18 protein-coding genes are annotated in these 16,887 nt (G+C 53.5%); 4 read left to right on the top strand and 14 right to left on the bottom strand.

All coding sequences use genetic code 11. The features are described 5' to 3' along the window. Window positions 1-37: 37 nt before the first annotated feature. On the bottom strand, window positions 38-1,444 hold the full coding sequence (gene dnaB / locus ACWAU4_RS03050) for a replicative DNA helicase (protein WP_025009346.1): 1,407 nt from the start codon (window positions 1,442-1,444) through the stop codon (window positions 38-40). 130 nt (window positions 1,445-1,574) lie between these two features. On the opposite strand from dnaB, the gene ACWAU4_RS03045 reads away from it, so the two are divergent. Next, window positions 1,575-3,776 carry a S46 family peptidase gene (locus ACWAU4_RS03045; RefSeq protein ID WP_208125475.1) on the top strand — a complete coding sequence of 734 codons (2,202 nt, stop codon included), beginning with the start codon at window positions 1,575-1,577 and terminating at the stop codon, window positions 3,774-3,776. Between the two features lie 242 nt (window positions 3,777-4,018). On the opposite strand, the gene rplI is transcribed toward ACWAU4_RS03045, so the two are convergent. The 4 genes from rplI to rpsF are packed head-to-tail and all read right to left on the bottom strand — an operon-like array spanning window position 4,019 to window position 5,456. Then, window positions 4,019-4,471, bottom strand: a complete 453-nt coding sequence (rplI, locus tag ACWAU4_RS03040) for a 50S ribosomal protein L9 (protein WP_025009345.1) — start codon at window positions 4,469-4,471, stop codon at window positions 4,019-4,021. Window positions 4,472-4,501: 30 nt separating this feature from the next. Next, window positions 4,502-4,729, bottom strand: a complete 228-nt coding sequence (gene rpsR, locus ACWAU4_RS03035; RefSeq protein ID WP_025009344.1) for a 30S ribosomal protein S18 — start codon at window positions 4,727-4,729, stop codon at window positions 4,502-4,504. An 11-nt stretch (window positions 4,730-4,740) separates the two neighbouring features. Beyond that, window positions 4,741-5,046, bottom strand: coding sequence for a primosomal replication protein N (gene priB / locus ACWAU4_RS03030; RefSeq protein WP_028779665.1), 306 nt, complete (start codon window positions 5,044-5,046; stop codon window positions 4,741-4,743). Between the two features lie 8 nt (window positions 5,047-5,054). Continuing rightward, entirely contained in the window at window positions 5,055-5,456 is a 402-nt protein-coding gene (gene rpsF, locus ACWAU4_RS03025; protein ID WP_025009342.1) for a 30S ribosomal protein S6, read from the bottom strand. A 205-nt stretch (window positions 5,457-5,661) separates the two neighbouring features. Between rpsF and ACWAU4_RS03020 the strand changes: the two genes are divergently transcribed. Continuing rightward, the gene (locus tag ACWAU4_RS03020; RefSeq protein WP_025886868.1) at window positions 5,662-6,405 is read left to right on the top strand and encodes a DUF481 domain-containing protein; all 744 of its coding nucleotides are present in this window, start codon (window positions 5,662-5,664) and stop codon (window positions 6,403-6,405) included. Between the two features lie 31 nt (window positions 6,406-6,436). Here ACWAU4_RS03020 and ACWAU4_RS03015 read toward each other — a convergent pair whose 3' ends face one another. The 9 genes from ACWAU4_RS03015 to zapE form a co-directional block, all read right to left on the bottom strand. Continuing rightward, window positions 6,437-6,958, bottom strand: coding sequence for a hypothetical protein (locus ACWAU4_RS03015; RefSeq protein WP_208125474.1), 522 nt, complete (start codon window positions 6,956-6,958; stop codon window positions 6,437-6,439). 69 nt (window positions 6,959-7,027) lie between these two features. Further along, the gene (gene rlmB, locus ACWAU4_RS03010) at window positions 7,028-7,765 is read right to left on the bottom strand and encodes a 23S rRNA (guanosine(2251)-2'-O)-methyltransferase RlmB (RefSeq protein ID WP_025886866.1); all 738 of its coding nucleotides are present in this window, start codon (window positions 7,763-7,765) and stop codon (window positions 7,028-7,030) included. Next, entirely contained in the window at window positions 7,766-10,180 is a 2,415-nt protein-coding gene (rnr, locus tag ACWAU4_RS03005; protein ID WP_208125473.1) for a ribonuclease R, read from the bottom strand. It abuts the gene before it with no gap. Window positions 10,181-10,225: 45 nt separating this feature from the next. Beyond that, on the bottom strand, window positions 10,226-10,846 hold the full coding sequence (locus tag ACWAU4_RS03000; RefSeq protein ID WP_025009338.1) for a tetratricopeptide repeat protein: 621 nt from the start codon (window positions 10,844-10,846) through the stop codon (window positions 10,226-10,228). A gap of 113 nt (window positions 10,847-10,959) precedes the next feature. Next, on the bottom strand, window positions 10,960-12,255 hold the full coding sequence (locus tag ACWAU4_RS02995) for an adenylosuccinate synthase (protein WP_025886864.1): 1,296 nt from the start codon (window positions 12,253-12,255) through the stop codon (window positions 10,960-10,962). Window positions 12,256-12,320: 65 nt separating this feature from the next. Next, entirely contained in the window at window positions 12,321-12,509 is a 189-nt protein-coding gene (locus ACWAU4_RS02990; protein WP_208125471.1) for a DUF2065 domain-containing protein, read from the bottom strand. Window positions 12,510-12,625: 116 nt separating this feature from the next. Beyond that, window positions 12,626-13,018, bottom strand: a complete 393-nt coding sequence (rpsI, locus tag ACWAU4_RS02985) for a 30S ribosomal protein S9 (protein WP_025009335.1) — start codon at window positions 13,016-13,018, stop codon at window positions 12,626-12,628. 14 nt (window positions 13,019-13,032) lie between these two features. Continuing rightward, on the bottom strand, window positions 13,033-13,461 hold the full coding sequence (gene rplM / locus ACWAU4_RS02980; RefSeq protein WP_025009334.1) for a 50S ribosomal protein L13: 429 nt from the start codon (window positions 13,459-13,461) through the stop codon (window positions 13,033-13,035). Between the two features lie 298 nt (window positions 13,462-13,759). Beyond that, complete coding sequence (gene zapE / locus ACWAU4_RS02975) at window positions 13,760-14,854, bottom strand: cell division protein ZapE (protein ID WP_062793557.1); 1,095 nt, start codon at window positions 14,852-14,854, stop codon at window positions 13,760-13,762. A 169-nt stretch (window positions 14,855-15,023) separates the two neighbouring features. On the opposite strand from zapE, the gene ACWAU4_RS02970 reads away from it, so the two are divergent. Together ACWAU4_RS02970 and degQ are read left to right on the top strand one after the other, a co-directional pair. Beyond that, window positions 15,024-15,371: a ZapG family protein gene (locus ACWAU4_RS02970; RefSeq protein WP_045283169.1), complete on the top strand. Its 348-nt coding sequence runs from the start codon at window positions 15,024-15,026 to the stop codon at window positions 15,369-15,371. Between the two features lie 149 nt (window positions 15,372-15,520). After that, a complete protein-coding gene (degQ, locus tag ACWAU4_RS02965) occupies window positions 15,521-16,876 on the top strand; it encodes a Do family serine endopeptidase DegQ (RefSeq protein WP_045283170.1) in 1,356 nt (451 codons plus the stop codon). The last annotated feature ends 11 nt before the right edge of the window (window positions 16,877-16,887 follow it).

Raw genomic sequence — 16,887 nt, 5'->3', positions numbered from 1 at the left:
GCTCTCTGGCCGCGCCGGGAAAACCGTCCGCAGAGGTTTAGTCCTCTTCAAATTGCGGACCGGCGTAATTGTCAAAGCGGGAGAACATCCCCTGGAAAGTCAGCCTGACCCGGCCGATGGGGCCGTTACGTTGCTTACCTATGATGATCTCTGCCGTGCCTTTATCGGGCGAATCGTCGTTATACACCTCGTCACGATAAATAAACATGATAAGGTCCGCATCCTGCTCGATAGAGCCGGATTCACGCAAGTCAGAGTTTACCGGGCGCTTATCGGCCCTTTGCTCCAATGAGCGGTTCAGCTGCGACAGAGCGATCACCGGGATCTCCAGCTCCTTGGCCAAGGCCTTGAGCGAGCGTGAGATTTCAGCAATTTCCAGGGTCCGGTTATCGGCCAGCGCCGGCACCTGCATCAGCTGCAGGTAGTCGACCATGATCATAGACAGACCGCCGTATTCCCGGGCGATACGCCTGGCCCTGCTGCGCACTTCGGTCGGCGTCAGGCCCGAGCTGTCATCGATATACATCTTGCCCTGCTCGAGCATGATCCCCATGGTAGAGGACACCCGCGCCCAATCATCATCATCCAGTTGGCCGGTACGTATCTTGGTCTGATCCACCCGGCCAAGCGACGCCAGCATACGCATCATGATCTGTTCCGAGGGCATCTCTAGACTGAAAATAAGCACCGGCTTGTTTTCATTGAGCGCCGCGTATTCACACAGGTTCATCGCAAAGGTGGTCTTACCCATGGAAGGACGGGCCGCGACAATGATCAGGTCACCGGACTGGAAACCTGCGGTCATCTTATCCAGATCGGAGAAGCCGCTGGATACCCCGGTCACACCGTTGTGCGGGTTGTTGTACAGCTGCTCAATCTTGTCGACGGTTTTTTCGAGGATGGTCTTGATCCCCTCCGGGCCCTCGTTGGCGTTGGCGCGCTGCTCGGCTATCTTGAACACCTTGGTTTCGGCCAAGTCCAGCAAGGCGCCTGAGTCCCGCCCCTCAGGGTTGTAACCGGCATCGGCAATCTCATGTGCTACCCGGATCATCTCCCGCACCACGGCACGCTCGCGCACGATTTCGGCGTAGGAGAGAATGTTACCGGCGCTGGGGGTATTCTTGGCGATTTCACCCAGATAGGTAAAACCACCGGCATCTTCCAGCTCGTCAGTCAGTTCCAGTTGTTCTGAAACCGTAATCAAATCTATGGGTTGGCCGTTTTCTACCAGCTTTTGCATGGCACCGAAAATCAGCCTGTGGGAACGGGAGTAAAAGTCTTCTCTGACCACGGCCTCGGACACCTTGTCCCAGGCCTCTGCATCCAGCATTAGTCCCCCGAGCACGGATTGTTCCGCCTCAATGGAATGGGGGGGCAGCTTGAGCGCGTCAACCTGGACGTCTCTTCGCTTGTCTTTGGCCTTAAAGGCACCTTGCTGTTGCATAAATCTCCAACTCTCCAACAATCAGGCAAAATGTGATATAAAACCCGGTTCAATCAGAACAGGAATTTTACACCTACAATAACCTGTTTTTCATATCCAAACGGACACTAACAATAAATAAGGAATGAACATGCGCAATGCATTGGCTGCAGCCTTGGCGCTGACCTCTGGCCTCGCCATAGCCGATGAAGGGCAGTGGCAACCTTACCAAATGCCCTCTATTGCCGACAAGCTCAGTGAGCGCGGCATCGCCATCCCGGCAGAGCAACTGGCCGATCTCGGAAAGTATCCCATGAACGCCGTGGTGGGCCTCGGCTATTGTACCGCCAGTTTCGTCTCACCCCAAGGATTGGTTGTCACCAATCATCACTGTGCCTATCGGGGTATTCAATACAACAGCACCAAAGAACACAACTATCTGGCCGACGGCTTTTTGGCCAAAGAACAACGCCTGGAGCCTTCGGCCGGCCCCAACGAGCGCCTCTATGTCACCGAAGCGGTCACAGATGTCACAGATAAGATAACGGCCAATCTGCCGACCGAGCCACTGGCGCGTTATGAAGCCATCCAGGCCAACAGCAAGGCGCTGGTCAAAGAGTGTGAAGCCGACGACAACTACCGTTGCTCAGTACGTAGTTTCCATAATGGACTTGAATACTACCTGATCAAACAGCTGATTATTCGCGATGTGCGCCTGGTTTATGCGCCACCCGAGAGTGTTGGCGGTTACGGTGGCGACATAGATAACTATGAATACCCTCGCCACAGCGGCGACTTTACCTTCCTCAGGGCCTATGTCGGCAAGGATGGCAAGCCTGCGGCCTATGCCGAGGATAACGTGCCTTATCAGCCCAAGAGCTTCCTCAAGGTCAATGCCGATGGCGTTAAGGCCGGTGACGGCGTGTTTGTGGCCGGTTACCCGGGTTCAACCAGCCGCTACCGCCTGACCTCAGAGTTGAGATTCGCCAGCGACTGGCTCTACCCGACTCAAGCCGCCCGCTATCAGGCCAGAATCGACACCATTGAGGGAATGGGCGCTTCCGACAAGGATATCGCCATCAAGTATGCCGGTACTCTGGCCGGCATGGCCAACCGGATGAAAAAACTCAACGGCTTGTTGGATGGCTTCCACGCCACAGATATTGCCGCTATCAAGCAGGTCGAGGAAAATGCCTTCCGCGACTGGCTGGCCAAAGATAAAGACGCACAGCCGCTGACGGCACAACTGAGTGAGCTCGAACAACTGCTGACCGAGCAACAGCACAAGTATCAGCAGAGCTACTATTTTGACAACGCTCAATCCAGTGCCCTGCTCGGCGCCGCCAAGCAGCTTTATCGCCTGGCCAAAGAAAACCAAAAACCGGATGCCGAGCGCGAAGCGGGTTATCAAGAGCGTGACATGAAGATGTTCGCCGCCCGTCTCAAGCGACTTGACTCCAGCTTCGATATCAGCGTCGACAAAACACTATGGCAGATGGATATCGACGCCTACCTGGCGCAGGATAACCGGGTCGCCGTGATGGATCAGTTGCTGACACCCGAGCAAGGTATCAGTCTGGGCGACAAACTCGAAGGCATGTATGCCCTGACCGAGTTGACCGACCAAGAGAAACGCCTCGACTGGATGCAGGCCAAGCCGGAAGCCTTTGAGAGCAGCAGCGATCCCTTCATTCGCATGGCAGTAGCCCTGTACGATACCAATATGGCGCAGGAAAAAGCCGACAAGGAACTGGCCGGTAAGCTGTCCATCGCCCGCCCCGCCTACATGAAGGCGATCATTGCCTATAACAAGGCCATGGGTAAGCCTGTCTATCCGGATGCCAACGGCACCTTAAGGATCAGCTATGGTATGGTCGATGGCTATCAGTCCCGTGATGCGCTCTACAAGCAACCCTTTACCAAGCTGGAAGGCATAGTCGCCAAGCACACAGGTGTCGAGCCCTACAATGCACCGCAGAAGCTGCTGGATGCCATCAAGCAGGGACGACTGGGCGAGCATAAGGTGCAGCACTTGTATCAGGATCCCCGCAGCTGGTTGTGCCGCCTGTTCTCCTGTCTGGATAACCCGGCCGAGTTCAACTCTGTACCGGTTAACTTCCTCTCCAGCGTAGATACCACAGGTGGTAACTCAGGCTCCCCTGTGTTTAACGGCAAGGGCGAGCTGGTTGGCCTCAACTTTGACTCCACCTATGAAGCCATCACCAAAGATTGGTACTTCAACCCCACCATCACCCGCGCCGTGCACGTGGATATCCGCTACATTTTGTGGATGATGGATGAAGTGGATCATGCCGACAACCTGCTCAAAGAGTTGGAACTGGTGCGCAACTGATAGCCACTAATCTGCAATAACCCAGAAAACACCCGCCCCGGCGGGTGTTTCTGTAGTTATAGGCAATCAAGTCAGCAGCGATTCTGCCAGAGATAGCCACAGTAACTGTGGGTAAGTGACAGCGTGCTTAAGTTTGGCATCCGCAGACGGGAGAATTAAAGGGAAACCCGTCGTCCCCGGCCAGCAAACAGGCATAAAAAAACACCGCCCGAAGGCGGTGTTTCTTCTAGTAAAAGCCGGGATTAAGCTTCAGCAACAACAGTTACTTTAACTACAGCTTTTACTTCAGTGTGCAGCTGAACTTCAACTTCGAAGTCGCCAGTAGTGCGCAGAGCGCCCAGTGGCAGACGTACTTCGGCTTTGGCCAGTTCAACGCCGGCAGCAGTTACTGCGTCAGCGATGTCACGGGTACCGATAGAACCGAACAGCTTGCCTTCGTCACCGGCTTTAGAAGCGATAACAACCGCTTCCAGAGCAGAGATCTGCTCTGCACGAGCAGTGGCAGCGGCCAGGTCGGCAGCCAGCTTGGCTTCCAGCTCAGCACGACGAGCTTCGAAAACTTTTACGTTCTCAGCGTTGGCAACAACAGCTTTGCCTTTTGGCAGCAGGTAGTTACGAGCGTAACCGGCCTTAACTGATACCTGGTCACCCAGGTTGCCCAGGTTTGCGATTTTATCAAGCAGAATAACGTTCATTATCAATTCCTCTAGCTAGAACAGTGCCGATTACTGATGCAGATCAGTGTATGGCAGCAGTGACAGATAACGAGCACGCTTGATAGCGCGAGCCAGTTGACGCTGATACTTGGCAGAAGTACCAGTGATACGGCTTGGAACAATCTTACCGCTTTCTGTGATGTAGTTTTTCAGAGTAGCGATATCTTTGTAATCGATCTCCGTAACACCTTCAGCAGTGAAACGGCAGAACTTACGACGACGGAAATAACGTGCCATTTGACAGTCTCCTAATTTTTCAATTCGACATTTTCGGCGTGTAACACCAGTCGGCTTTGGCCATTGCGACTCTGTTGTAGAGCCAGAAAACCACTGACTTGGATATCCACACCCGCTTTCAGCTTGTCTGCTACGCTCTTGAAGCGTTCACCACTCAATATCACTTGAAGTTGGCAGTAGACGTTTCTGGGCAAATCGGCCTCGAAACGCTGCGACCTGTGTTCCAGTTGAAGTACCGTGTGAGGTATTCCAGCCGGGCTATCAAAGTGTCTGGACCGAATGACGGTACCGGACAACACCAAGTGATTGGTGGTCACAGAAAAGCTTACTCAGCGCTTGCTTCAGCGTTTTCTTGGGTTTCTTCAGCAGCTTTTTCGCTAACGGCGCTGCGACGTGAATCGCGCTCGTCTTTAGCTTTGGCCATTGGAGATGCTTCAGTGATGGCAGCTTTAGTGCGCATCACCAGGCTACGCAGAACGGCGTCGTTGAAACGGAAAGCAGTTTCCAGCTCTTCAACAGACTCTGCAGTGGTCTCAACGTTCATCAGAACATAGTGAGCCTTGTGCAGATCCTGGATTGGGTAAGCCAGTTGGCGACGACCCCAGTCTTCCAAACGATGGATTTGACCGCCAGCTTCGGTGATAACACCTGTGTAGCGCTCAATCATACCTGGTACTTGTTCACTCTGATCAGGGTGAACCATAAATACGATTTCGTAATGACGCATTTAGTGCTCCTTACGGTTATCTAGCCTCGTTGTTGGCTCAGTCAGACCAAATTGAGGCAAGGAACGAAAATTAATGTGACTGAATTAGGCGCGAAATAGTACATAAAGGCCGCGGTAAACTCAAGCAATAACTTTGCCTCGGCCCCATGAGCAGGTATTATGTGACGCTAAATTTATGGCAGTCACAGCAAAAGACATAAGAATAATGACAAGATCCTCTGTATTGGCGTTATTGTTTGCGCTACCGACTTCGGCGTGGGCCTTGGTGCCTCCGGATTATCGCGAGCCTCCAAGCGACTTCACCGCTGAGATTGAGGCCGGCTTTCAGCTCAACACAGGTAACACAGACTCAAGCAGTTTCAACGGTCGTACCAAGTTGGTTTACGACACGGAAAACGCCAAGCAGGAAGGAACCCTCAAGGCCTATTTCGCCTCTGACTCTGAAAAAACCACTGCCGAAAAATACGATCTGCAGCTGCAGTCCAACTACAAACTCAACGGCGGCTATATCTTTGGCCGTGGTGAATTCATCTGGGACAAGTTCGGTTCCTACACAGAGATCTACACGGTTTCCAGCGGTTATGGTTTCGATGCCATCAGCACCCGCCGTACCAAGTTGAGTCTCGAAGTCGGCCCGGGTTACCGATACAACATGCCGATAGAAACTGACGCGGCGCCGGATCCTGTGGCCGAGAAAGATGTGATCCTACGGACCGCGGCCAAGTTTGAACAGAAGATCCACGAGTACACCAGTTTCACTGCCGACCTGACCGCCGAGGTGGGCGAAAATAACAATACTCTGGCACTGGACATGGGCTATAAAAACACCCTGTTTCAGGACTGGGCCTTCAAGATAGGCTTCAACGTCAAATATACAGAAGTGGTGCCGGAAGGCAGTAAACAGACAGATACCATCACCACCTTCAACCTGCTCTATACCTTTCAGTAACTCCCGCGCTTGGCTTGAAGAGCTCTTTCAACTAAAGAGCTCCAAGAAAACGCTCCAGGATTAACGCGGCGCGCTTTTCACCGCGCTCAAGCGCCTGCAAGTAGAGATAGATGGCGGTTTCATGCCGCTCCAACAGACGAAAGGCTGCGCCGTACTCAGAGTTACTCTGGGCATCATCCGCCCACTTGGCATATTTTTGCTGGTAAGGTTCGACCCAGAGACGCAGCGCCGCAAGCAGTTTATGCCAGGGAAGCTTAAGCCAACTGTCCACCTCTTTCTGCGCCTGCATGTGCACTTGCTCCAACAAAGCCTCGTCCAGACTCACCAGCTCAGGCAGCAGTTTCAGCAAGGCCTTGGCAGTATATTGCTCCACCTTGAACAGTAGAGAAAACACGGCTTGGCTTTCTATTAAGTGGCTTTCTATTAAGTGGCTTTCAGTTAAGTGGATTTCTGTTAACTGGCTCTCGGTTACCTGAGAATGATAATCCAGGCCGAGGCGCTCGAAGAACGCCATGCCATAGATTTCACCCAGATAGCCTTGTTGCAGTTGCATGAGATACGGGCCGGCACTGCTATACAGTTTATGGTCCGTATTCTCAAGAGAGGCTGCCATATTCGGCAGTTAGAGACGCTGACGCACAGCTTCGAACAGGCAGATACCTGTTGCCACCGACACGTTCAGACTGGAGACACTGCCAGCCATAGGAATAGAGATCAGGGTGTCGCAACTTTCGCGGCTCAGGCGTCTCAGCCCCTTGCCTTCGGCGCCCATGGCAATGGCCAGAGCCCCCTTGAGGTCGGCCTGATACAGGGTGCTGTCTGCCTCGCCTGCGGTGCCGGCAATCCACACGCCCCTTTCCTGCAAACGCTTCATGGTACGCGCCAGGTTGGTCACCTGAAACAGCGGTACTGTCTCGGCCGCGCCGCAAGCCACCTTGCTGACGGTCGGCGTCAGCCCCACTGAGTTGTCTTTGGGCACTATGACGCCGTGCACCCCGGCCGCATCGGCATTTCGCAGACAGGCCCCCAGATTGTGGGGATCTGTGACACCATCCAGGATCAACAAAAATGGCGAGTCCGTCTTGTCTAATAAGGCTTCCAGATCGTTTTCGGTCAAGACTTTGGCCGGACGCACCCGAATGATGATCCCCTGATGCTGAGTACTTTCAGCCTTGTCATCCAGTGTCTTGCGGGACGCCTGCTGGGCGCGAATGCCCCACTGAGCCGCCATCTCCAACAAGGGCTTGACCCTGTCATCCTGACGACCACTGAGCAGCCACATTTCCAGCACCCGCTCCGGAGCGTGTTTCAGCAAAGACTCGACCGCGTGAATGCCAAACACCAGTTCCTGTTTTTTCATTTACTTCTTTCTCTTGACTCGTTTGGCTGCCTTGGGCTTTTTCGCCCCGGCGTTGCCGGCAGCCTTGGTTGATTTGCTCTTGGCGGATGCGCCTGTGGACTTAGACTTGGCGCTCCCTTTACCTGCCGGCTTCTGTGCCTTGGCCGAGCGGCGGGCTCCTTCAATATTGACCCTTTCCCGTGCGGTCAGCGGCTTACTCTTGCTGCGGCCTTTACGGCGCTGACTGCGTCCCTCTTCGTCCACCATCAGCAAGTCTATCTGTCTGTCGTCCAGATTGACCGAGGCGACTTTAACCGTCACAGGATCACCAATCTGGTAGATCTGCCCTGAGTGCTCACCTATCAGGCGCTGGCGCATGGGATCATACTGGAAGTAGTCGCTGCCCAGGGTAGAGATATGCACCAAGCCGTCGATAAACAGCTCATTGAGGCGCACAAACAGCCCGAAGCTGGTGACGGAAGCCACCACCGCATCGAAGGTGTCACCCACATGGTCCTGCATAAACTCACACTTGAGCCAGTCGGAGACGTCACGGGTGGCTTCATCGGCGCGGCGCTCGGTGTTGGAACACTCTTCGCCAAGCTGATCCAGCTCATCGAGCTGATAGTGATAGCCACCGTCCGGGGTCCACTTGTCGCTCGCTTCGCCACGCTCTTTGGCGAGCAGGTAACGGATCACCCTGTGCAACACCAAGTCAGGATAACGGCGAATCGGCGAAGTAAAGTGAGCATACTCCTCCAGCGCCAGACCAAAGTGGCCTTCATTGTCCGGTGTGTAAGTCGCCTGGCGCATAGAGCGCAGCAACATCACCTGAATGAGTTCGGCATCGGCGCGACCCTGGACTTTTTCCATCAGCGCCTGGTAGTCACTGGGTTCGGGTTCGAGACCGCCGCCCATGGAGAGCCCTCGCTCAGCCAGAAACTCCTTGAACTGAGTCAGCTTCTGCTCGGATGGCGCTTCATGCACCCGATAGAGGACTTCACCCTTGTGCTTTTTGACAAACTTGGCCGCCGCCACGTTGGCGAGGATCATACACTCTTCGATAATCTTGTGCGCCTGGTTACGGGCTCTGGGTACTATCTTGTCTATCTTGCGCTGCTCATTGAAGATGAACTGGGTTTCCAGCGTCTCAAAGGCGATGGCGCCACGGTTGGCCCGCTGGCTATCGAGCGCCAGATACAGCTCCTGCAACACCTTGAGATGCGGCAGTAAAGGCTTATGCTCTTCCAGGCCTTCTTCGCCTTCCAGCATGGCCGCCACCTGGGTATAGGTGAAACGGGCGTGGGAATGCATCACCGCCGGATAGAACTTGTAGCCGGATAACTTACCCGACGCCGACACTGTCATCTCGGCCACCATACAGAGACGGTCGACTCCCGGGTTCAGGGAGCACAGGCCGTTGGAGAGTTTTTCCGGCAACATGGGGATCACCTGTGACGGGAAGTACACAGAGTTGCCTCGGGCACGGGCTTCTTGATCCAGCGCCGATTGAGTACGCACATAATAGCTGACATCGGCAATGGCCACCCACAGGCGCCAACCGCCGCTGCGCTTGCGCTCGGCATAGACAGCATCGTCAAAGTCGCGAGCATCTTCACCGTCTATGGTGACCAAGGGCAGTTGTCGCAGATCGACTCGACCTGCCTTGTCCTCTTCCTGCACTTCATCGGATATCTTGCGCAGTTTCTTTTCGATGGCGGCAGACCAGGTATGGGGCAGATCATAGTTGCGCAGGGCAATTTCTATCTCCATGCCCGGTGCCATCTCTTTGCCCAGCACCTCAACCACCTTACCGGCGGCTTTGACATAGCGCCCGGGCCTGCGGGTGAGTTCCACCACCACGACATCGCCCTGACGGGCGCCGTTGCGATCGGCGTTGTCTATCAGTATTTCCTGGGTAATCCGCTTATCATCGGCAATAACAAAGGCCATGCCGCAATCGACATGGAAACGCCCCACCAGAGCGGCGGTTCGCTCGGCGACCAAGCGCACTATGCGAGCTTCGCGGCGCCCCTTGCGATCGACGCCGGCCTTTTGCGCCAACACCTTGTCGCCATGGAAGTATCTGAGCATGTCACCATGGTTGATAAACAGGTCATCACCGCCTTCATCGGGACGGAAGAAGCCATAGCCATCTCTGTGGCCCAGCACAGTACCCTGGATCAAGTCCATCCGCTCCGGCAGGCCATAACACTGGCCGCGGGTAAATACCAGCTGACCATCGCGCTCCATGGCACGCAGCCGACGCCGCAGCGCCTCGAGTTGTTCTTCGTCGGAGATGTTGAGGGCCGTGGCGATCCGCTCACGATTCAGGGGAGAGGTCTGCGAGCGCAGATATTCCAATATAAATTCCCGGCTGGGGATGGGGTTGTCGTACTTATCTTGTTCTCGCTCAAAATGAGGATCTTTTATCATTCAATTTCCAATTTTTTCGTTGTCGCATCCAGTGCGACAAGCTAATTAACGGCTTTGCAGATGTTCCTTTTTGGCCTTCTCCACCTGACTGGCGGGCATTTTAGCCGCTAACAGCTGCAATAATCTTTTGGCGTCTTGCTGGGTCTGTTCATCGCTGAACACCTGGTTGTAGAGCCAGTGATACCCCAAGACATAATCCCTTGGGCTGCCATAACCCTTGGCAAACAGTTCGACCAGCATCATTCTGGCCGGCAGGTCACCGTTGGCGGCAGCGGGTAACAGGTACTGCACCGAACGTTCTTTGTCCTGCAGTACAAACTTGCCATCTTTATAATACTCGGCAATGCGCACCATGGCTTCGGCACTGCCCTGCTCGGCGGCATCCCTGAGCAGCGATATTCCTCTGGGCGGATTGGCCTTGACGCAGATGCCGAAATTAAGCATCTCACCCCAGAGGTACTGGTACAACGGCTGCTTGAGCACTTCAGCACGCGCCTCAATATCCTGCACCAGCTGACAGTCATCGGCTTTGACCCGGGTCAGGTATTGCTTGCTGCGAATAAGCTCCAGCAGTTCTTCCTGGCTGTAGATATCCACGGCCTTGGTTTCTTCGGCCAACACATTGGCACTGGTTACTAACAAGAGTAATAGGGCTATACGCAACATAAGCTGTCCTGATGACAAATAGACTGTCTTTTCATCGGCAGTATAACCCAATTCTTAAGGGCAAACAGTGTAAGCCCCATAAACGAAAAAGGCCGCTTAGGCGGCCTTTTTACTTAACTGAATGGATTCACCAGAATCATGGTCTCATTCCGGTCTGGCCCGGTTGAGATGATATCGACAGGTGTTTCCAGCAGTTCTTCAATCCGCTTGATATAGTTGATTGCTGCCTGTGGCAGTTGCTCCAGTGAAGTGGCACCAAAGGTGTTTTCACTCCAGCCTGGCATGGTTTCATACACAGGAGTAACGTGCTCGTAGCCTTCTGCTGCCAGCGGAGTCACATTGGACACAGTACCGTCTGGGTGCTGATAGCCTACGCAGAGCTTCACTTCTTTCAAGCCGTCCAAAACGTCGAGCTTGGTCAGGCAGAAACCACTGATGCTGTTGATCTGAACCGCGCGGCGCATAGCCACTATGTCCAACCAACCCGGACGACGCTTACGACCGGTTGTCGCACCAAATTCCTGGCCCTTGGTTCCCAAGTGATCGCCGATTTCACATTCCAGTTCAGTCGGGAATGGGCCGGCACCCACACGAGTGGTATAAGCCTTGATGATGCCACAAACATAATCCAGATGACGAGGACCGAATCCTGAACCAGTTGCCACACCGCCAGCAGTAGTGTTGGAAGAGGTTACAAATGGATAAGTACCGTGGTCGATATCCAGCAATGTGCCCTGAGCGCCTTCAAACAGTATGTTGTCGCCATTCTTGCGGGCTTGATCCAGCAATTCGGTGACATCAACACACAGACCTTTCAGGTAGTCTGCCAGTGCCAGCGCGTCATCCAGAGTCTTTTGATAATCAACGGCTTCGCACTTATAGTATTCGGTCAGCATAAAGTTGTGATAGGCCATCACTTCTTTCAGCTTCTCGGCAAACAGTTGTGGATTGAAGAGATCCCCTACGCGCAAGCCGCGACGGGAAATTTTATCTTCATAAGCCGGGCCGATGCCGCGCCCTGTAGTACCGATAGCCTTGTTGCCACGCGCTTTTTCGCGAGCAATATCCAGCGCACAGTGGAAAGGAAGGATCAGAGGACAAGCTTCAGAGATCAGCAGGCGTTCCTCTACCGGAATACCTTTCTCTTTCAGCATGCCGATCTCTTTCATCAGAGCATCGGGCGCCAAAACCACGCCGTTGCCGATAATGCACTTGACGTTATCGCGCAGAATGCCTGAGGGGATCAGATGAAGAACGGTTTTTTCACCATCGATAACCAGAGTATGACCAGCGTTGTGGCCACCTTGGTAACGGACTACGAATTTTGCCTGTTCGGTCAGAAGGTCGACAATCTTACCTTTTCCCTCGTCACCCCATTGAGTGCCGAGAACAACTACATTTTTGCCCATTGTTTGCTGCAAGGTTGCGGTTAAAGCAGGATTCTAACAGATATTGGCATGGAAGGGGCAAGTATTTATGAAAAAATAATCAATATGACAATTCCTGCAACAACCAGGACGCCGCCCAGGCGTTGCATGATAGCTGTCGGTTGGGAAGCCACTTCCAACAGGTAACGACGCCAGCGGTTGGGGAATAACAAGGGCCCTACCCCTTCCAGGATCAATACCAAACCCAAGACCATCAACAGTAGTTGCCAACTCATGTTTCACCCCATTTAAACCTGCCACAACAACCCTGAGTATACAGGGCTGCCAGGGATAAATCTCAGCCATAAAAAAACCCAGCGTACGCTGGGTTTTTGGTATCTCGAAAGCGATATTAACGCTTGGAGAACTGTGGCTTACGACGTGCTTTACGCAGACCAACTTTCTTACGTTCAACCTTACGAGCATCGCGGGTTACATAACCAGCAGAACGTAAAGTAGGACGCAGAGCTTCGTCCAGCTCCATCAGAGCACGGGTGATACCGTGACGGATAGCGCCGGCTTGGCCAGTGATACCACCCCCCTTAACAGTTACATAGATGTCCAGCTTTTCAGTCATTTCAACCAGCTCAAGAGGTTGACGAACAACCATACGAGCGGTTTCACGACCGAAGTAAACATCCAGAGGACGTTGGTTAACAACGATATTGCCACTACCTGCTTTAGCGAATACGCGAGCAGTTGAAGTTTTGCGACGGCCAGTGCCGTAGTACTGAGTTGCAGCCATTTGCTTAATCCCGTTTAGATATCAAGAACTTGAGGTTGTTGTGCAGCGTGGTTGTGCTCTGCGCCAGCGTAAACTTTCAGCTTACGGAACATGGCACGACCCAGAGGGCCTTTTGGCAACATACCCTTGACTGCTTTCTCGATGATCATTTCTGGCTTGTGAGCTTGCAGCTTCTCGAAGCTGATTTGCTTGATGCCACCTGGGAAGCCTGAGTGCGAGTAGTACGTCTTGCCTGCAGCCTTGTTACCGGTCACAGTTACTTTCTCGGCGTTGATCACGATGATGTAGTCACCGGTATCTACGTGAGGAGTGTACTCAGCCTTGTGCTTGCCACGCAGACGCAGAGCGATTTCAGTGGCGATACGACCCAGGGTCTTACCTTCGGCATCAACAACGTACCAGTCACGAGCTACAGTTTCTGGCTTAGCAGTAAAAGTCTTCATTATTACAAAAACCCAAAGTTAAATTCTGTCACATGCTACCTGCGGATGCAGATAACACAAAAATGCCTTTCTCTGCCCCTTCGAGCAAAGAATCTGGCTTTTAAATCCGCCCAATCGGCGGAGTAACGTGGGCAGGTGGCGGATTATAGACAAAGCTGAACTAAAAATCACCTGCTTTTTGAGATCCCGCCGTAAAAGACGATCTTTTTCAGGTCGTTACCGCTTTGGCACCATCAACGCCTTGGTCACCGTGCTCATTCGGTTGGATTGTCGGCAACAAAACGGGGGCAATCATCCCCTATGGCAGGTGCTCCAGAGCCAGGTAATCCCGGGACTGCATCTCAATCAGACGGGAGCGGCAGCGACGAAATTCAAAACTCAGCTGCCCATCTGTGTAAATCTGCTCGAGCGGTACCTCGGCCGAGATGATAAGTTTCACATGCCGCTCGTAGAACTCATCCACCAGCGCCAGAAACCGGCGGGCAATATCATCCCCTGTCTGCTGGGCGCCCATCTGTTCCAGGCCACTGAGCAACACTGTGTGAAACAACTGCGCCAATTCCATATAGTCCCGCTGACTGCGCGGCCCATCACACAGCGCTCGGAAGTCGGCCAGCAAAACACCCTGGGCCTGCTTACGGATCACTATGCTGCGCCCATCTATCTCCAGCGGCGTTTCAGAGACCTCAGACTCAGGCGCCAGTTGGGTGAAATAACGTTGCAAATTGCACTCGGCGGTTTCATCCAGCGGGTGATGGTAGATCTCGGCCTGTTCCAGGGTCCGCAGTCTGTAGTCGATTCCAGAATCGACATTCAACACCTGGCAATTGGCCTTGATTTCGGCGATGGCTGGTAAAAATCTGGCCCGCTGCAAACCATTCTTGTAAAGGTCGTCCGGCACTATGTTGGAGGTGGCCACCAAGACCACCCCCTCCTTGAACAGGGCCTCGAACAGCGTGCCCAGCAACATGGCATCCGTGATGTCCGAAACAAAGAACTCATCAAAGCAGATCACCCGATATTGCTGCGCCATCTGTTTGGCTATCACCAACAGCGGGTCCCGGGTTCCCTTGAGCTCGTCCAGTTCCCGATGAATTCTGTGCATAAATCGATGGAAATGCGCTCTCAGTTTCTGCTCACCCGGCAGGGCATCGAAAAAGGTGTCCATAAGATAAGTCTTGCCGCGCCCAACACCGCCCCAGAGGTAAAGCCCCTGAACCTTGCTGTTTTTTTCCCGGCTGAACCAATTGCGCCATCCGGACTTTTGCGGCCTTTGCAGCTCATCATAAACACGCTGCAATGCCTTTACCGCTTGCTCCTGCGCCGGGTCATGGCTGAAATCTTCACGGGTGAGATCTTGTTGGTAATGCTGCCAGGGGGTTAACTGCGACACTTGAATTCTTCTCTTTTAACCTTATTTGATGGGTACCTAACCCAACTCACGCAACAGAGTTGGGGCGGCAAATGGTATCATGAGACCCACGCTCGGGGTATATTTTGCCAGGTATCCCTATGGGGTCGAGCAAGAGCATAAGACACAAAGACAAACTTAAGGAGTCGATATGGAATGGCCACTGGTGTTTGCGGCTTTCATTCTGGGGTTGATACTGGGTTATATCGGCAAGACCTTGGTCAGCCGGGGGCTAGGCAAGAGCAGTAAAGGGGCTGCCATAGAGCGCAGCAAGATGGAATTGAGCCAACACAAGCAGGAGGTCAGCGATCATCTGGCCGAACAGAGGGCACTGCTGGGACAACTGACAGAACAGATCAATCGCCTCAATCAGCATTGGAATCAGGGCAGCCAAAGATTGGCCAAAGAGGAGCAACTGGCCCCTTTGCCAGCTATGCTGACCAGTGTGCCTGACACGGAAGAAAGGCCAGAGACTGCGTCCCCTGTCAGCGTGCAATAAAAATTAATCTTTGTTAATGAATGATGAACTTTTTAAACAGGATTAAAGTCGGATTAATTACCGGACGCTCGTAAGAGCCTTTATGATTCAGCCACCTCGGTGGCAAACAGTACATGGTTATTTGATCCCGTATTAGGAGCAATGCATAGATGAAGACCAAGTTATCTCTTGTTTCCGCCGCCCTCCTCGGGGCCACCCTGACACTGGCCCCTGTAGTCTCCCAGGCCGCGCTGCCACAAGCCGTAGACGGCCAAACCATGCCGAGTCTGGCACCCATGTTGGAGCAAACCACACCGGCGGTTGTCTCTGTGGCTGTTTCCGGCACTCAGGTTTCCCGCCAACGGGTACCGGATATATTCCGCTACTTCTTTGGCCCCAACGCCCCGCAGGAGCAAGTACAGGAGCGACCGTTTCGCGGTTTGGGATCCGGTGTCATCATAGATGCCGACAAGGGCTATATAGTTACCAACAACCATGTAATCGATGGTGCCGATGATATTCAGGTGGGTCTGCACGACGGCCGCGAAATCAAGGCCAAGTTGATAGGCAAAGATAAAGATGCCGATATTGCCCTGCTGCAGATTGAGGCCGACAACCTCACGGCAGTCAAGTCTGCTGACTCGGATGACTTGAGGGTTGGCGACTTTGCCGTGGCCATAGGTAACCCCTTCGGTCTTGGGCAAACCGTGACTTCAGGTATTGTCAGTGCTCTGGGGCGTACAGGCCTTGGCATAGAGATGCTGGAAAACTTCATTCAAACCGATGCCGCCATTAACAGCGGTAACTCAGGCGGCGCCTTGGTTAACCTGCGCGGCGAGCTTATCGGTATCAATACCGCCATTGTGGCTCCCGGCGGCGGTAACGTAGGTATCGGCTTCGCGATACCGGCCAACATGGTTCATAGCCTGGTGGATCAGATTATCGAACACGGCGAAGTCCGTCGCGGCGTTCTGGGGGTCATGGGTCGGGATCTGGACAATGAACTGGCTCAAGGCTTCGGTCTCAAGACCCAACACGGTGGCTTTGTCAGCGAAGTAATGGAAGGCAGCGCCGCCGATAAGGCGGGCATCAAGGCAGGCGATATTATCGTCAGCATTAATGGCCGCAAGATCAAGAGCTTCCAGGAATTGAGAGCCAAGATTGGCACCATGGGTGCCGGCACCAAGCTAGAGCTTGGCCTGATACGTGATGGTGATGACAAGACAGTCAAAGTCACTCTGGGCGAAGCCAGCCAAGTGAAAGAAACTGCGGCCGGCGCCGTTCATCCTATGTTGGCCGGTGCCACTCTGGAGAACAGCAAGAAAGGTATCGAGATCACCGATATCGCCCAGAATTCTCCAGCGGCCATGAGTGGCTTGCAAAAAGGTGACCTGATTGTTGGGGTAAACCGTACCAAGACCGCCACCCTCAAAGCGCTGAAAGAAGAACTCAAAGAGCAACAAGGCGCAGTGGCACTGAAGATAGTCAGGGGCAACAGCAGCCTGTATCTGATCCTCAGAGGTTGACAGTCATCCGG

It is taken from the genome of Shewanella sp. FeAMO (genome assembly GCF_053653955.1).
Note: the sequence above shows the minus strand (reverse complement) of the source record. Positions and strands in the feature narration are given on the sequence as shown.

Bases quoted from the DNA above. Each gene is read 5' to 3' on its own strand.
- rpsR (WP_025009344.1), bottom strand. From the start codon at position 4,729: ATGGCACGTTATTTCCGTCGTCGTAAGTTCTGCCGTTTCACTGCTGAA.
- rplM (WP_025009334.1), bottom strand. From the start codon at position 13,461: ATGAAGACTTTTACTGCTAAGCCAGAAACTGTAGCTCGTGACTGGTAC.
- rpsF (WP_025009342.1), bottom strand. From the start codon at position 5,456: ATGCGTCATTACGAAATCGTATTTATGGTTCACCCTGATCAGAGTGAA.
- rlmB (WP_025886866.1), bottom strand. From the start codon at position 7,765: ATGAAAAAACAGGAACTGGTGTTTGGCATTCACGCGGTCGAGTCTTTG.
- ACWAU4_RS03000 (WP_025009338.1), bottom strand. From the start codon at position 10,846: ATGTTGCGTATAGCCCTATTACTCTTGTTAGTAACCAGTGCCAATGTG.
- rpsI (WP_025009335.1), bottom strand. From the start codon at position 13,018: ATGGCTGCAACTCAGTACTACGGCACTGGCCGTCGCAAAACTTCAACT.
- ACWAU4_RS03045 (WP_208125475.1), top strand. From the start codon at position 1,575: ATGCGCAATGCATTGGCTGCAGCCTTGGCGCTGACCTCTGGCCTCGCC.
- ACWAU4_RS03015 (WP_208125474.1), bottom strand. From the start codon at position 6,958: ATGCAACTGCAACAAGGCTATCTGGGTGAAATCTATGGCATGGCGTTC.
- ACWAU4_RS03020 (WP_025886868.1), top strand. From the start codon at position 5,662: ATGACAAGATCCTCTGTATTGGCGTTATTGTTTGCGCTACCGACTTCG.
- ACWAU4_RS02970 (WP_045283169.1), top strand. From the start codon at position 15,024: ATGGAATGGCCACTGGTGTTTGCGGCTTTCATTCTGGGGTTGATACTG.
- ACWAU4_RS02990 (WP_208125471.1), bottom strand. From the start codon at position 12,509: ATGAGTTGGCAACTACTGTTGATGGTCTTGGGTTTGGTATTGATCCTG.
- dnaB (WP_025009346.1), bottom strand. From the start codon at position 1,444: ATGCAACAGCAAGGTGCCTTTAAGGCCAAAGACAAGCGAAGAGACGTC.
- degQ (WP_045283170.1), top strand. From the start codon at position 15,521: ATGAAGACCAAGTTATCTCTTGTTTCCGCCGCCCTCCTCGGGGCCACC.
- ACWAU4_RS02995 (WP_025886864.1), bottom strand. From the start codon at position 12,255: ATGGGCAAAAATGTAGTTGTTCTCGGCACTCAATGGGGTGACGAGGGA.
- rnr (WP_208125473.1), bottom strand. From the start codon at position 10,180: ATGATAAAAGATCCTCATTTTGAGCGAGAACAAGATAAGTACGACAAC.
- rplI (WP_025009345.1), bottom strand. From the start codon at position 4,471: ATGAACGTTATTCTGCTTGATAAAATCGCAAACCTGGGCAACCTGGGT.